The organism is Agromyces molybdatiresistens, from assembly GCF_052748445.2.
This window is the reverse complement of the sequence record NZ_CM188258.1, coordinates 167251-181589: the sequence shown is the minus strand read 5'-3', so window position 1 is coordinate 181589 and position 14339 is coordinate 167251. Positions and strand designations below refer to the sequence as shown.

Genomic DNA, 14339 nt, shown 5'->3' with positions numbered 1-14339 from the left:
CCTTTCAGGAGTTGAAGCCGAGTCCGAAGCGGTCGAGGGTCCGAAGCCACAGGTTGCGCCGGCCCTCGTGCGCGTCGGCGGCGAGGATGCTGCGCCGGGTGTACTGGATGATCGGGTTGCGGAACGGCTCGGGCGGGACGGGGAAGGGCCGTCGCCGCACGATGTCGTAGCGCAGTCGCGAGGTCGGCTCCCCCGCGAGGAGGTCGAGGGCGACATCCGCGCTGAACCGCGAGGCGCCCACGCCGAGGCCGGTGTGCCCGACGGCGTAGGCGACGCGCCCGCCGCGGGCGGTGCCGTATGCCGCCGTGAAACGGGTGGTCGAGTCGATCGGCCCCGCCCAGCGATGGGTGAAGCGGATGCCGGCGAGCTGCGGGAACGTCTCGGCGAAGTGGCGCGCGAGCAGCGCATGGGACCCGCCCTGCTGCTCGTACGCGCTGTCGACCCGTCCCCCGCGGTGGTACACCGCGTCCCACCCGCCGAACAGGATCCGGCCGTCGGCCGTCGGCCGGTAGTAGTGGAACTGGTTGCCCGCGTCGGTGAGCCCCTGGCCCTCGGCCCATCCGATCGACTCGCGCTGCGCGGTCGTGAGCGGCTCGGTGATGAGCACGTGATCGTAGAGCGGCATGATGTACGACCCGAGTCGCTTGAGCGGCGCTGGGTATGCGGCGGTCGCCACGATCGCCGCGCGCGCGAGCACCTCGCCGCCTGCTGTACGCAGCACGACTCGCGCGCCGGCGCGATCGATCCCGGTCACGCGCGAGCCGTCATGGATCCGCACGCCCCGCCGTTCGAGCTCGGCCGCCATGCCCCACGCGAGCCGTGCCGGGTCGACGAGCACTGTGCCCGTGCGGTCGCGGAGCCCTCCGAGGTAGGTCGGCGAGTGCACGTCGGCCTGCACCTCGTCGCGCGACTGCAGCTCGAGCGCGACACCGTGCCGCTCGCCGAGCTCGGCTGCCTCGCGGAGCCCCGCGACCTGCCACTCCTCCACCGCGAGCGTCGTCTTGCCGACGCGCCGCAGGTCGCAGTCGATGCCCGCCGCCTCGATCGTCGCCACGAGGTCCGCGAGATTCCGCTCGCCCTCCTCGTGCAGCGCGCCGACCTGGTCGGGCCAGACCATGGTGCCGTGCGCGAGTCCGTGCGTGAGCGACGAGGCGACGAACCCGCCATTGCGGCCGCTGGCCCCGTAGCCGATGCGCTCGGCCTCGAGCACGACGACGGATGCCGCGTCCCCGCGCTCGAGCGCCCGCCATGCCGCCCACAGGCCGGTGAACCCGGCGCCGACGACGACGAGGTCGGCCTCGTGCCGACCCGCGAGGGCGTCGCGCGGGGACGGCGCCTCGGGACGGTCGGTCCAGTAGGGTCGCGGTGCGGCGTCCGAGATCGCCGCGGCATCCGTCATCGCGCTCACTCGACCCCCGCGGAGCCGGCGCCGACGCCGGCACCGACCGGGAGCCCGACGCCGGCGATGATCTCGGCGGCCTTCGCGACGCCGTGACGCGAGCGGATGGCGGCGCCCGCCGCTTCGGAACGGGCGCGGAGCGCGTCGTCGGCGAGGAGCTCGGTGACCGCCGCGCGCAGCTCGTCGGCCGTAAAGCCGTAGGTGTCGAGGCGGCGGCCGTAGCCCTGCTCGTCGACGCGCTGCGCGTTGTCGTACTGGTCCCAGAAGAGCGGCAGCAGGATCATCGGCTTGCCGAAGTGCATGGCCTCGGTCGTGGTGTTGTTGCCCCCGTGCGTGATGACGAGGTCGGCGAGCGGCAGAAGCTTGGTCTGCGGCAGGAACTCGGCACCCCACATGTTGTCGGCGAGCTCGAACTCGTCGTGCAGCGGGCCCTTCGAGACGATGACGTTGACGGGCAGCTCGGCGAGCGCGTCGATCACTCGCTGCATGAGCTCCACATCGGCCGAGCCGAGCGAGCCGAGGCTGAAGTAGACGAGCGGTCGGGCGCCGTCCGTGAACGTCGCAGGCAGGTCGCCCGGGGCCTCCTCGGTCTCGCGGACCGAGGAATCGAGGCGGTGCCAGGACTCGCCGAGGGGACGCGCGACCGTGTAGTCGAGCTCCTCGGGGTAGACGTAGAGGTTCGCATCACCCGTGTGGATGAACTCGAGGTCGGGCAGCGGCGGCGCGCCCTGCTCCTGGACCCACGCGTCGAACGACTCCCAGAGCGGTCGGTGCGTGCGCTCGTACTCGGCGCGGAAGGCGGCCCAGCCCTCACGGTCGTCCTTGCCGAGGCCGGAGAAGACCGGCGCGATGTCGTCGCCGGGGATCTCCAGCGGGTTGCAGCTGACGATGCGGACGAACGGCACGCCGGCCGTGACGAGCGCGGGGAACGCGAGCACGTTGTCCTCGACGACGACGTCGGGGCGCACGCGGGAGATGATGTCCTTCAGCTGCGGCTCGCAGTACTTCGCACCGTTCACGAGCTCCTCCCAGATGGGAAGCGTCACGGTCTCCAGCTGCTCGGCGGTCGTCTTCCGGAACTCCGGGGCGACCGCCTTGATGTAGTCCTTCCAGAACTGGCCGGCGTCCTGCTCGGCCTGCTCCTCGCCCTCGGCGGGCTCCTCCACCGGGGCGAGGTCGACGAGGTCCTCCTCGAAGCCGAGCGCGGTGAGCTTGCCCTCCCACGACCGCTCGGCGGCGAACACGACGCGGTGGCCATGCTTGAGCAGTTCGTTGGCGATGCCGATGCAGTTGTTGGTGGGGCCGTAGGCGCTCTCGGGCATGAAGAGGAAGGTGCGGCGAGGGTCGGTCATTGCGACTCCGTTCATCGATTCTTTGCAGCAGGTTATAGAGAATTCAGCGGGCTGGAAAGCCTGTCCTGTGCGGACATTTCGGGCTAACATTGCGGGGCGGTGCAGACAATCTGTCCGCTCGGGAGGGAGCACCATGGCGAGGCCCAAGCGGCAGGAGGAGCGGCGCAGCCAGCTGGTGGCGGCGGCGCAGCGCGCGATCGCGATGCACGGTCCCGACGGCGCGCGCCTCAACCGCGTGGCCGAGGAGGCCGGGCTCACCTCCGGCGCGGTGCTGTACTACTACCCCGACATCGACGAGCTCATGTTCGAGGCCAACCGCGCCGGCATGGAGCGCTTCTACGAGGGCCGCGTGCGCATGCTCGAGGGCCTGCCCGACGACCCCGTCGCGCGACTGGTGGCCCTCATCGACTCGGGCCTGCCGAGCGGATCCGACGACACCGAGGTGCGCCTGCTCTGCGAGCTCGGCGGGTCCGCGGGCCGCAATCCGCTCATGGCGTCGCTGCTCACGACGCTGTACGACCGCCAGGTCGGCATGTACCAGGTCGTGCTCGAGCAGGGCGCGGCGCGCGGGCTCTTCATGCTCGCGCAGCCGACGCTCGTCATCGCGCGCAATCTCGTCGCGCTCGAGGACGCGTACGGCTACCGCATCGTCGCCAAGCACCCGACGATCGACCGCGCCTCGGCGGCCGAGCTCCTGCGCGAGTACGCGCGGCTCGCGACGGGTCACGCGCTGACGTCCTGAGCCTCCGCGGCATCCGCCACGGGGATGGCGGTGGTCGGGACCGTCGTCCCGTACGAGGGCGGCTGCGACGGGTCGCGTCGCACCGCCGTCGCCCGCCCGAAGGTCACGCCGACCTCGGCGCCTCGGGCGAGCCGCGTCGCGCCGTGCACGCTGGCGAGGACGGGCGCGGGCAGCCCTGGCACCTCGACCGAGATCGTCGTGGCGCCGCCGAGGAAATACGTGTCGACGACCGTGCCCCGGAGACCGCCCGAGACGTCGACGCCGACGGTGACGTCCTCGGGACGGACGACCGCTGTCGCCGGCGTCCCCGCGGGGAGCGGATGCCCGGCGCGCACGAGTCCGATGCCGGGCACCTCGACGCCGTCGGCGGCCGCGTCGCCGTCGAGCAGGTTCGCGGTGCCGATGAACGCGGCGACGAACCGCGAGACGGGCTCGGCGTACAGCTCCTGCGGGCTCGCCAGCTGCTCGAGGCGGCCCTCGTTGAGCACGGCGATGCGGTCGGCCATCGACATGGCCTCCTCCTGGTCGTGCGTGACGACGACGAACGTGAGCCCGACCTCGTGCTGCAGGCGCTTCAGTTCGAGCTGCATGGAGGCGCGAACCTGACGGTCGAGCGCCGAGAGGGGCTCGTCGAGCAGCAGCAGCTTCGGCCGCTTCACGATCGCGCGCGCGAGCGCGACGCGTTGCCGCTGCCCGCCGGAGAGCTGGGCGGGACGGCGCCGTGCGAGGTGTCCGAGCCGCACGACCTCCATCACCTCGCCGACGCGCTCGCGGATCTCGGTGCGGCCGACGCCCTCGGCCTCCAGGCCGTAGGCGATGTTCCGCTCGACCGACAGGTGCGGGAACAGGGCGTAGCTCTGGAACATCATGTTCACCGGCCGCCTGTGCGCGGGCAGGCCCAGCAGGTCGAGGCCGTCCACGGTGATCCGACCGGCGGCGGGCGTCTCGAACCCGGCGATCGAGCGCAGCAGCGTGGTCTTTCCGCAGCCCGACGGCCCGAGCAGGGCGAAGAACTCGTTGTGCGCGATGTCGAGCGAGACGTCGTGCAGGGCGACGGTGTCGCCGTACACGGCGCGGACGCCGTCGACGCGGAGCAGGGGTTCGGCGGTCGGTGCGGCGGTCATCGGGGAGTTCCTGTCAGTCGGGTGAGGCGCTGCGCCGAGATCACCGCGACGATGCTCACGAGCAGCAGGAGGGTGGCGAGGGCGTTGACCTCGGGGGTGACGCCGAAGCGCACCATCGAGTAGATGACGATCGGCAGCGTCGGCTGGGTCGGCGCGGTCGTGAAGAACGCGATCACGAACTCGTCGAGCGAGAGCGTGAAGGCGAGCAGTGCGCCGGCGACGATCCCGGGCGCGAGCTGCGGCAGGGTGATCCGAAGGAATGTCTTCGCCGGCCCCATGCCGAGGTCGCGCGACGCCTCCTCGAGGCTCGGGTCGAGGTTCGCCATGCGCGCGAGCACGATCGCCGTGACGAACGCGGTGGCGAACACGGCGTGCGCGAGGATCACCGAGTGCAGCCCGAGCGACACGCTCAGCAGCGAGAAGAACGTGAGGAGGCCGATGCCGAGCAGCAGGTCGGGCAGGATCGCCGGCGCGATCGCGAACGCCCGGATCAGCCCGCCGCGCGTGTAGTGCTGGATCCCGTAGGCGAGCAGCGTGCCGAGGACGGTCGCGATGAGCGTCGCCCCCGTCGCCACGATGAGGGTGTTCCCGAGGCCCTGCATCATCGCCCCGTCGGAGAACAGCTCGGGGTACCACCGCAGCGAGAACCCCGTCCAGACGAAGAGGTTCCGCGACTCGTTGAAGCTCATCACGACGACGACGAGGATCGGCAGGTAGAGGAAGGCGTAGCCGAGCCAGAGGGGCACGAGGATGCCGCGGGGCCGGCCGCGACGCGCGGCCCTCGTGTCCGGCGCGTGCGCGCCATCCGTCGTCGGCGTCGTCGGTGCGGCGCCCGTCGTCGTCTCAGCCACGGCGCGGTCCTTCGTTCAGGCGCCGCGTCACGGCGGCCTGCACCACGATGACGACGACGAGCAGGAGGGTGAGCACCAGGGCGAGCGTCGCGCCGAACGGCCAGTCGCGCGCCTCGAAGAACTGGTCGCGGACGAGGTTGCCGATCATGATCGTCTTGCCGCCGCCGATGAGTTCCGGGATCACGAAGTTCGACATCGCCGGCACGAACACGAAGATGCATCCGGTCAGGGCGCCGGGAAGCGACAGCGGCAGCGTGATCGTGCGGAAGGCTCGCCACGGCGAGGCGCCGAGGTTCGTCGCGGCCTCGCGGAGCGAGGGGTCGAGCTGCTGCAGCGATGCGTAGAGCGGCAGCACCATGAGCGGCAGGTACATGTACAGCAGCCCGACGACGATCGCCTGCGGCGTGTACAGCATCGAGATCGGGTCGTCGATCAGCCCGAGGCCCTGGAGCCACTGGTTCACGAACCCCGCGTTGTTGAGCAGCAGGATCCACGCGTAGGTGCGGATCAGGAAGTTGGTCCAGAACGGCAGCACGACGGCGATGAGCGCGATCGTGCGCCATTTCGGCGAGAGGCCCGCGATGGCGTACGCCATCGGGTAGCCGATCAGCAGGGCGAGCAGCGTGACGACCAGCGCCAGGCCGATCGACTGCAGGATGACCCCGACGTAGAGCGGCTCGGCGAGCTTCGCCCAGTTGTCGAGCGTGAACTCGAAGACGAGACCGCCGAAGCGGCCGCGCTCGAAGAAGGTGTAGAACGCCAGCAGCCCGACCGGGATCGCCATGAAGACGATGAGGAAGAGCATGCCGGGCCCGAGGAACGGCGCGGCGGCGAGCCCCCGCCGGGCGCGCTGGGCGCGCACGGCGGGGGCCGCCTTCTCGTTCGCGGTGGTCACGTGGCTCCGGGTCAGTTGGTGGCGAGGACCTCGGCGTTCAGGTCGACGTACTTCAGCGAGTCCTCGCCGAGGTCGACGATCACCTCCTGCTCGAAGAGTTCGTCGACCGTGATGCCGAGGGTCGGGTACGACTCGACGAGGGCCGGGTCCAGGGCCTCCATGGCGGCCTGGTTCGGCACCTTGTAGAGGATGTTCTCGGCGACCCAGGTCTGGATCTCGGGGTCGAGGATGAAGTCGATGAAGGCCATGGCGGCCTCCTTGTTCTCCGACGACTCGAGCACGGTCATGGTGTCGACCCAGAGGTCGGCGCCCTCCTCGGGAACGACGAACTCGATCTCGGGGTTCTCGGCGATGCCGTAGTTGCACCAGCCGTCCCACGCCTCGACCATCGCCGCCTCGCCCGAGACGAGCTTGGAGTAGAAGGTCGTGTCGTCGTACGCGAGCAGGGTCGACTTCGTCTCGATGAGCTGGGCCTTCGCCTCCTCGAGCTCGGCGTCGTCGGTCGTGTTCAGGGAGTGGCCGGCGGCCTTGAGCGCGGGCATCGAGAGCCATCGGTCGGTGGAGAGCATCGTCGTCTTGCCGACGAGTTCGTCGACCGGATTCAGCAGGTCGTTCCACGAGGTCGGCTCGAAGCCCGTCAGGTCGGGGCGGTAGCAGAGGCCCGTGGTGCCCCACGCGTACGGCTCGGAGTAGACGTTGCCCGGGTCGTAGTCGAGCTCGAGCGCCTCGGGGTAGAGGTTCTCCTCGTTCGGGATCAGGTCCTTGTCGAGCTCGGCGAGGATGCCCTGCTCGGCGAGCGCCTGCGCGTACTGGCCGGACACGAATGCGACGTCGATGCCGGGGTCGGAACTCGCGGTGAGCTTCGCGACGACGTCTTCGTTGGTCGTGTGGTTGACGATCGTGGTCGTGACGCCCGTGGCCTCCTCGAACTGCTCGGCGAGGTCTTCGGGGTAGTAGTCGGCCCAGATCGAGACCGTGAGGGTCTGCTGGGTGAGGTCGGCGTCGGGGTCGAGCGCCTCGTCTCCGCCACCGGTGGAACATGAGGTGACGGCGAAGGCGAGGGCGACCGTGCCGGCGGCGGCGCCGAGGATGCGACGCGTGGTGGGCATGTGGTACCTCCTGGGGACGTCGGAAAGGTTGAGGAATTGTTGCACCGGGCATCAAGAAACCGCAATGGTCTTCAGGACGCTCTAGAGCGGGTTTTGCACAGTTGTTACAATCCAGATTCAATGAACTCAGTGCTCGGTGGCGAGCGGCCCGAGATCGCCGGCCGTGCGGTCTTCGTCGCGCCCGACGACGGGGTCGTGTTCGACGGCGGGGTCGGGTCCGACGCCCGTCCCTCGGCGGGCGACGGCATCGCGCGAGAGCTGGCACGACTCGTCGATCCGAGCGTGCCCGCGGATGCCGCGGAACGGGCGATCGCCGTCGACCAGACGAACACGTCGGTGATCGTCGACGAGCGGTTGGTCGTGAAGGTCGTGGGCCGCTGGGCCGCGGCCGAGCGCGCCGCGCACCTGCTCGAACGGCTGGCCGACGCCGGGTCGACGGATGTCGCCGGCTACGCCGGCCGCGTCGACTGGCGCCACCCGACCCGGGGCACCTCGACGCTCGCGGTCGTCACCGAGTACCTCCCCGGCGCGCAGGACGGCTGGGACTGGGCCGTCGACGACGTCGTCGCGCTGCTCGCGGACGGCGCGCCGGAGCCCGACTTCCCTGCGATCCTGGGTGCGACGGTCGCGCGACTGCACGATGTGCTGGGTGCCGACGCCGCGCCCGCCCCCGACGACGCAGCCGCCGCACGCGAGCGACGCGCCGCGGCGGCGCTCGACGCCGCGCTCGAGGCGACCGCCCGGACGGGCGGGCCCGCGGCCGCGCGACTGGCGAACCGTGCGGCGTCGGTGCACCGCGACATCCGCTCGCTCGGCGCGACCGCACCCGGCCTCGTGTTCGACCTGCACGGCGACCTGCACGTCGGGCAGGTGCTGCGCTCTCCCGGCAGCCCGCCGCGCTACACCGTGATCGACTTCGACGGCGACCCGCAGCTCGACGCGTCGGAACGCGGACGAACGGATGGTGCGGCCCGCGACGTCGCGCACCTGCTCGTTTCGCTCGACCTCGTCGCGGCCGTCGCGCAGAAGCGGCTCGGACGCGCCGAGCCGGCGGCGTTCGCGTGGGCGGATCGTGCCCGCAGCGACCTGCTCGACGCGTACCGTGCGACGCTCGTGCGAAGCGGACTGTTCGATCCCGCGCTCGTGCCGGGGCTCGAAGCCGAGCAGCTCGCCGCCGAACTCACCTACGCCGACCGGTTCCTGCCGCGCTGGCGCTACGCGCCCGACGCGGCGATCACGCACCGCCATCCCTCGACCGACGACCACCCGGAGGACCCGTGGACACCGCCGCCTTCCGAGCCGACCTCGAGCTGATCCCCGAGTCGCTCGGCCGCCTCGCCGACGCCATCGACGCGGGGCTGCCCGGCCTCGAGCGCCTCGGCATGCTCGGCGCCGGCCGTGTGCTCGTCGTCGGCATGGGCTCCAGCCGCTACGCTGCCGACGTCGTCGCGCGACGCTTCCGGTCGGTCGGCGCGAACGTGCTCGTCGAGCTCGCGAGCGTCGACCTGCTCCCGCCCGCCGCGCCCGACCTCGTGGTCGTCGCGGTGTCCGCCACGGGGGGCAGCGTCGAGGTGCCCCGCGCCGTCGAGCGGTACCGGGGCACGGGACGCCTCCTCGCGATCACCAACCGGGCGGACTCGCCCCTCGCGGACGCCGCCGACGTCGTCGTGCCGCTCGGCGCCGGCGTCGAGGCGTCGGGCGTCGCCTGCCGCACGTTCCGGGCGACGTTCGCCGTGCTCGACGAGGTGCTCGGCGAGCTCCTCGGCACGGCGCCTGCCGCGCGATTCGACGCTGCGGCCGTGCGACGCGGCGCCGAGGCGAACGCCGCGCTGCTGGAGGCATCCGCCGACTGGCTCGACCCGCTCGCCGACCTGCTGACCGGGCCCGACGGCACCTGGACGATCGCCCCGGCCGAGCGGCTGTCCAGCGCGCAGCAGTCGGCGCTCATGCTCCGAGAGGTGCCGCGCCTCGGCGCGTTCGCCTCGGAGACGGGCGACTGGTCGCACGTCGACGTGTACCTCACGAAGACGCAGGACTACCGCGCGCTCGTCTACGCCGGATCCGCGTGGGACGCGCAGGCGCTCGACTGGATGCACCAGCGCGGCTCCCGGTTCGCCGCGATCGGGGGTCGGCTCGACGGGGCCGAGCTCACGGTGCGCTACCCGGGCGACGACGACCCGACCGTCGCCGCCCTCGCCGACTCGCTCCTCGGCGAGCTCGTCGCCGACCGGCGACTCGCGAGGCCCGCGCCGCACGCCCGGACGACCGCCGGCTGAGACGCTGCGACCGTGATCGCACGCCGGCGCGACCGGCTCAGCTGAAGTGCACCCCCGCGGGCGCCCCGTCGATCTCGCGCTCGTCGATCGACAGTGCTCACTCGCGGACGACATCCAGGATGGCGTTCGCCTCGTTCCACGGCCAGTCATCCCTGACGTTCGACAGCAGGACCGCCGCGATCCCGGCACGCCGATCCACGAGGACCGCCGAGGCGAACCCCTGGGACCACCCGAGGATGTAGGTCACCTCCCCGCCCTCGCGCGACTCGACCTCCCAGAAGTAGCCGGTCTGCGTGCGCGGCCAGCGCGTGTCGGCGATCGGCTCGAGGGCCGCCGCGCCCGGAGTGCTGCCGTCGAGCACGGCCTCGGCGAGCGCGACGACGTCGTCGACGGTCGCCGCCACGCCGACGGCTGGAGCGTAGGCGCCCGCGCCCCGCGATCCCATCCGTCGGCCGAACTCGTCATGACCCTGGGCGAGGCGCTCGGGCAGCAGGTCACCGGATTCGACGACCGTCGCATCCGCCATCCCCAGCGGCGTCAGGATCCGTTCCTCGAGCAGGTCGCCGAATCGTATACCCGCGGCGTCGGCCACCGACTGCCCGACCAGCGCCGCGTCGAAGTCGCTGTAGTGGTGCTCGAGCCCGTCGATCGTCGGGGTGAGCGCGACACGGTCGATGAGTTCGCGCAGGCCGCCGAGGTCGGGCTGCTCCGACCGGTCGTCGCGCGAGGCGACGGGGTCGAGCGCGCCCGGCGCGAGCGGACTCTGGGGCAGCCCGGAGTGATGGGTCGCGAGGTCCCGCAACGTGAGGGCCGCGGCGTCCGCGTCGCCCAGCTCGAAGCGGGACCCGACGCGATCGTCGAGGGCGACCTCACCGCGCTCGATCGCGTCGGCGAGGAGCAGGCCGGTCAGCGCCTTCGTCGCCGTGCCCAGCTCGAACGTCGTCGACTCATCGGCCGATACGAACGCCGTCCGGACCTCGTCGCCGTCGATCACCGCCATCGCGACCCGGTCGTACGCGTCGGTGAACTCGCCGCGCGCGACCTCGAGCAGGGCCTCGTCGCCCGTGAGGAGCTGATCGACCGGCTGGCCGGAGTAGCACCCCGTCATCGCGGCGATCGCCGCCGCGACGAGCACGGTGCGTGGGCGCGCCACGCGATGCGTGGCCATACTGCGGATGATACGCCGACCGGTGGCGCAGTGGAGTGCCGGTCGGCACATCGGCGCCTCACGCGTCGATCAGCTGCATGAGCGGCCTCAGGCGCGACCACGGCCAGGCCTCCTCGGCGTTGGACAACAGCACCACGGCGCGCCCAGCGCGCTGGTCGGCGAGCACTGCGCCGGTGAACCCCTCGGCGGATCCCACGATGTAGACGACGTCTCCGTCATCCGACGAGAGGTGCTCCCAGAAGTAGCCGATCTCGATCTGCGGCCATCGCGTCCCGGCGATCGGCTCGAGTGCCGAGCTGTGCGCGAAGGGCCCGTCGAGCACGGCCCGGGAGAGGGCGACGCCATCGTCGATCGTGACGGTCACCCCGACGGCAGGAGCGTATGCGCCGGTTCCGCGTGCGGCCTCGCGTTCCCCGCGCCGGTCGTGCCCCTGGGCGAGCCCGTCCGGAACCAGGTCCCCGGACTCCACCACGATCGCGTGCTCCATCCGAGCGGGCTCGAGCACGCGCTCGGCCAGCAGGTCGGCGAACCGCACGCCCGTCGCCGCTGCGAGCGACTGGCCGATGAGCGCCGCGTCGAAGTCGCTGGGGTTGTACTCGAGCTCGGGAACCAGGTCGAGTGCAGCGGTGCGCGTGAGCAGCGCATCGAGCCCGCCCCGGTCGACCGGCTCGGCGTCGGCGGCGACGTCCGGTTCGTACGCCTCGGGGCCGAGGGGACTCTGCGGCAGCCCGGAGCGATGGGTCGCGAGGTCGCCCAGGCTCAGCGCGCCGGCCGGCGCGTCGCCGAGGTCGAGGTACGCGCCGACAGGATCCTCGAGCGAGACCTCGCCGCGTTCGACGGCGTCGGCGAGCAGCAGGCCCGTGAGCGCGCGCGTCGCGGATCCCAGGCCGAACCTCGTCGAGGCGTCGGCCGACACGAACGCGGTCCGCACCTCGTCCCCGTCGATCACGGCGAGCGCGACGCGGTCGCGCGCCTGCGTGTACTGCTCGCGCAGGACGGCGAGCAGTACCTCATCGCCGGTGAGGAGCTGGTCGACGGGCTGGCCGGCGTAGCACCCGGTCATCGCCGCGACGGCGGCGACGATGCCGACGAGCGCGATGCGCGGATGCGGATGCCGGCGCGCCACGCGGTGCGCGGCCATACGCCGAATGCTACGCCCCGCCGCTGGGAGCGGCCCCGCCGCCCCAGCCCGCAGGAACCCGCCGCATGAGAATCCGGCGCACGGCGCCCTCCGCGGCAGCATCCGCCGGATCCTCATGCACCAGCGGGCCGGCCCGGTCCAGCGCACGGGCCGCGCGCACGGCCCGCGCGCACGGCCCGATTAGGCTCCCGATCATGGCCTACGACGTCGCGCGCATCCGCGCCTGGTTTCCCTCGCTCGAGCACGGCTGGGCGCTCTTCGACGGACCCGGCGGCACGCAGGCGCCGCGGCAGGTCGGCGACGCGATCGCGGCGACGCTCACCGGCCCGCTCTCGAACCGTGGGCAGCTCGGCGAGTCGGCGCAGCGGGCGGATGCCGCGGTCGCGGCGTTCCGCGATGCGGTCGCCGACCTCACGGCCGCCGACCCGCGCGGCGTCGTGCACGGCCGGAGCGCGACGCAGCTGGTCTACGACTTCTCGCGGCACCTGTCGGGGAGCTGGGGCCCCGGCGACGAGGTCGTCGTCACGCGGCTCGACCACGACTCCAACGTGCGCCCGTGGGTGCAGGCCGCGGAGCGCGCGGGTGCGACCGTCCGCTGGGTGGAGTTCGACCCGGCCACGGGCGAGCTCCCGGTCGACGCCGTGGCATCCGCCCTCACCGAGCGCACGCGGCTCGTCGCCGTCACGGCCGCGTCGAACCTCATCGGCACCATGCCCGACGTGGCCGCGATCGCCGCCGCGGTGCACGATGCCGGGGCGCTGCTCTTCGTCGACGGCGTGCACCACGCGGCGCACGAACTCCCCGACCTCGCCGGGCTCGGCGCCGACGTCCTCACGTGCTCGCCGTACAAGTTCCTCGGCCCGCACTGCGGCCTGCTCGTCGCCGACCCTGCGCTGCTCGAGACGATCGCACCCGACAAGCTCCTGCCGGCGACCGACGTCGTGCCCGAGCGCTTCGAGTTCGGCACGCTGCCCTACGAGCTGCTCGCCGGCGTGACGGCCGCGATCGACGTGCTCGCCTCGCTCGACCCCGAGACGGATGTCGCGGCCCCGCGCCGCACTCGGCTCGCCGCGTCGTATCGCGCCCTGCACGAGCACGAGTCCCGCCTCCTCGACCGCCTCGAGCCGGCGCTCGCCGACCTGCCCGGCGCGGTCGTGCACTCGCGGGCCGCGCAGCGCACCCCGACGCTGCTCGCGAGCTTCGCCGGCCGCGAGGCATCCGTCGTCTCGGAGGCGCTCGCCGCCGACCGCGTGCTCGCACCGAGCGGGAACTTCTACGCGCTCGAGGCGTCGCGCCGCCTCGGGCTCGGCGACGCCGGCGGGCTGCGGATCGGGCTCGCACCCTACACGGACGACGAGGACGTCGACCGACTGATCGACGGACTCCGCCGCGCGGTCCGCTGACGCGCGGAGTGACGCGGGGCCCGACACGACTCCGGCGCGCCCGACCGGCGCGAACCGGGGCGTTTCCTCCGCCCCAGCCGCCCGCGGGCAATAGTCTGGGCGCATGACCCCCGCCGAGTCCGGCGCCGAGCTGCGCCGACTGCACGTCGACGACGAACTGCTGCAGGTCGTCAACGTCTGGGACGTGGTGAGCGCCACCGCGGTCGCCGCGCTCCCCGAGACCCGTGCGCTCGCGACCGCGAGCCATTCGATCGCGGCCGCGTTCGGGTATCCCGACGGCGAGCACATCCCCGCGGACCTCATGCTCGACATGGCCGGCCGCATCGCGCGGGCCGTCGACGTGCCCGTGAGCGCCGACCTCGAGGCGGGCTACGGCGACCCGGGCGAGACGATCCGGCGCGCGATCGGCGAGGGCATCGTCGGCGCGAACCTCGAGGACCAGCTGAAGCCGCTTCGCGACGCGGTCGCCGCGGTCGCCGCGGCCGTGGCCGCAGCCGGTGCCGAGGGCGTCCCGTTCGCGCTCAACGCCCGCACCGACGCCTTCCTCCGCGGCGGCGACCGGCCGCTCGACGTGCGGACTGCCGACGCGATCGAGCGCGGCCTCGCCTACCTCGACGCGGGTGCGACCTGCGTCTTCGTGCCCGGGAACTTCGGCGAGGACGTCATCGCCGACCTGGTCGAGGGCATCGGATGGCGCCGCGTCAGCGTCATCGGACTGCCCGACATCCCGCCGCCCGACCGACTCTCCGACCTCGGGGTCGCACGGATCTCCTACGGACCGCTCACGCAGCGCGTCGCGCTCGGGGCACTGCAGGACCTCGCGGCGATGCTCTACTCCGGCGGCGTCCCGCCAAGAGGCATCCGGCCACTGAACTGACA

At 72.4% G+C, this 14339-nt stretch carries 13 protein-coding genes; 5 read left to right on the top strand and 8 right to left on the bottom strand.

Annotated elements, in window-relative coordinates; genetic code table 11:
- Positions 1-4 precede the first annotated feature (4 nt).
- On the bottom strand, positions 5-1399 hold the full coding sequence (locus ACULK2_RS00845; RefSeq protein ID WP_445967621.1) for an NAD(P)/FAD-dependent oxidoreductase: 1395 nt from the start codon (positions 1397-1399) through the stop codon (positions 5-7).
- Positions 1400-1404: 5 nt separating this feature from the next.
- Positions 1405-2751, bottom strand: a complete 1347-nt coding sequence (locus ACULK2_RS00840) for a glycosyltransferase (RefSeq protein WP_445967622.1) — start codon at positions 2749-2751, stop codon at positions 1405-1407.
- Between the two features lie 133 nt (positions 2752-2884).
- On the opposite strand from ACULK2_RS00840, the gene ACULK2_RS00835 reads away from it, so the two are divergent.
- Positions 2885-3493 (top strand): TetR/AcrR family transcriptional regulator, encoded by a 609-nt coding sequence (locus ACULK2_RS00835; RefSeq protein WP_445967623.1) that lies wholly within the window; start codon positions 2885-2887, stop codon positions 3491-3493.
- Here the strand turns inward: ACULK2_RS00835 and ACULK2_RS00830 are convergent.
- Genes ACULK2_RS00830 through ACULK2_RS00815 form a run of 4 tightly spaced genes read right to left on the bottom strand, consistent with a single transcriptional unit; the run spans position 3475 to position 7472 of the window.
- Positions 3475-4617 carry an ABC transporter ATP-binding protein gene (locus ACULK2_RS00830; protein ID WP_445967624.1) on the bottom strand — a complete coding sequence of 381 codons (1143 nt, stop codon included), beginning with the start codon at positions 4615-4617 and terminating at the stop codon, positions 3475-3477. The genes ACULK2_RS00835 and ACULK2_RS00830 overlap by 19 nt on opposite strands.
- On the bottom strand, positions 4614-5468 hold the full coding sequence (locus ACULK2_RS00825; protein ID WP_445967625.1) for an ABC transporter permease: 855 nt from the start codon (positions 5466-5468) through the stop codon (positions 4614-4616). The genes ACULK2_RS00830 and ACULK2_RS00825 overlap by 4 nt, the downstream gene beginning before the upstream one ends.
- Positions 5461-6363 carry an ABC transporter permease gene (locus tag ACULK2_RS00820; protein ID WP_445967626.1) on the bottom strand — a complete coding sequence of 301 codons (903 nt, stop codon included), beginning with the start codon at positions 6361-6363 and terminating at the stop codon, positions 5461-5463. Before ACULK2_RS00820 ends, ACULK2_RS00825 begins: the two co-directional genes overlap by 8 nt.
- An 11-nt stretch (positions 6364-6374) precedes the next feature.
- Positions 6375-7472, bottom strand: coding sequence for a polyamine ABC transporter substrate-binding protein (locus ACULK2_RS00815; RefSeq protein WP_445967627.1), 1098 nt, complete (start codon positions 7470-7472; stop codon positions 6375-6377).
- A gap of 120 nt (positions 7473-7592) precedes the next feature.
- On the opposite strand from ACULK2_RS00815, the gene ACULK2_RS00810 reads away from it, so the two are divergent.
- On the top strand, positions 7593-8786 hold the full coding sequence (locus ACULK2_RS00810; RefSeq protein ID WP_445967628.1) for a hypothetical protein: 1194 nt from the start codon (positions 7593-7595) through the stop codon (positions 8784-8786).
- Entirely contained in the window at positions 8750-9748 is a 999-nt protein-coding gene (locus ACULK2_RS00805) for an SIS domain-containing protein (protein WP_445967629.1), read from the top strand. Before ACULK2_RS00810 ends, ACULK2_RS00805 begins: the two co-directional genes overlap by 37 nt.
- Positions 9749-9845: 97 nt before the next feature.
- On the opposite strand, the gene ACULK2_RS00800 is transcribed toward ACULK2_RS00805, so the two are convergent.
- Positions 9846-10916 (bottom strand): serine hydrolase domain-containing protein, encoded by a 1071-nt coding sequence (locus ACULK2_RS00800; RefSeq protein ID WP_445967630.1) that lies wholly within the window; start codon positions 10914-10916, stop codon positions 9846-9848.
- Positions 10917-10974: 58 nt separating this feature from the next.
- Positions 10975-12057, bottom strand: coding sequence for a serine hydrolase domain-containing protein (locus ACULK2_RS00795; RefSeq protein ID WP_445967631.1), 1083 nt, complete (start codon positions 12055-12057; stop codon positions 10975-10977).
- A gap of 194 nt (positions 12058-12251) precedes the next feature.
- Here ACULK2_RS00795 and ACULK2_RS00790 point away from each other — a divergent pair, with 194 nt between their 5' ends.
- Positions 12252-13460: a cysteine desulfurase-like protein gene (locus tag ACULK2_RS00790; protein ID WP_445967632.1), complete on the top strand. Its 1209-nt coding sequence runs from the start codon at positions 12252-12254 to the stop codon at positions 13458-13460.
- A 103-nt stretch (positions 13461-13563) separates the two neighbouring features.
- Positions 13564-14337 carry an isocitrate lyase/PEP mutase family protein gene (locus ACULK2_RS00785; protein WP_445967633.1) on the top strand — a complete coding sequence of 258 codons (774 nt, stop codon included), beginning with the start codon at positions 13564-13566 and terminating at the stop codon, positions 14335-14337.
- The last annotated feature ends 2 nt before the right edge of the window (positions 14338-14339 follow it).